The following is a 698-nucleotide window of genomic DNA, read 5'->3' as shown; positions in this document are numbered from 1 at the left end:
CAAAGTGGTTTTGTGGCAGGGACACTGGTTCATACGGATAAAGGCTTAGTACCCATTCAGGATTTTAAAGTTGGGGATAGGGTTTTATCCAAGTCTAAATGGGAAAGTGAAATTTCTTATCAGCCGATAATAAATATATTTACGTCTATAGAGAAGCAGAAAATCTTCTTATTAAGATATATAGATAATTATATTCCACCATCAGAAGATGACCCTTTTTCGCCAACAATGAATCTTGCGGGAATGGTTCCTTCAAAGATTCATGCAAAAATATTAACTTCAAATCACTTAATCTGGATTAATGAAAATATTAGTACGGAACATAAAGCAGGTTGGGAAGTTGCTGCAAATTTAACAGATGGTGATCAGGTACTATTTAGTGACGGAAGTATCGGTGGGGTTATTTCTGTAGATCCGTTAATGGAAACACATATTGAGAATGTTTTTTATCTTTCAACAGATGGTGAATTTGTTTCAATGATTATTGATACACGTAATAACGAATTAAAAATTTATTATATTGCTCACTTGGTTTTAAAAGCTTACAAAAATAAATTTCTTCCAGAAGATCATTGGCCATTGGATGATTCTATAAGAGTTGGAGATATAGAAAAATATCCTTTCTTAAAGGAAATAGTTCAGTATCTGCAAAATCCACAAAACCACTTTGCATGTACAAAAGTATTTAATATTGAAGT

1 pseudogene is annotated in these 698 nt (G+C 32.2%); it reads left to right on the top strand.

Annotated features, from left to right (window positions below):
- Positions 1-698 (top strand): annotated as a pseudogene (locus BKE30_RS15685) (hypothetical protein); the annotation flags it as partial.

Source organism: Alkanindiges hydrocarboniclasticus, assembly GCF_001982605.1.
In the GTDB taxonomy this organism is placed as follows: domain Bacteria; phylum Pseudomonadota; class Gammaproteobacteria; order Pseudomonadales; family Moraxellaceae; genus Alkanindiges; species Alkanindiges hydrocarboniclasticus.
Note: the sequence above shows the minus strand (reverse complement) of the source record. Positions and strands in the feature narration are given on the sequence as shown.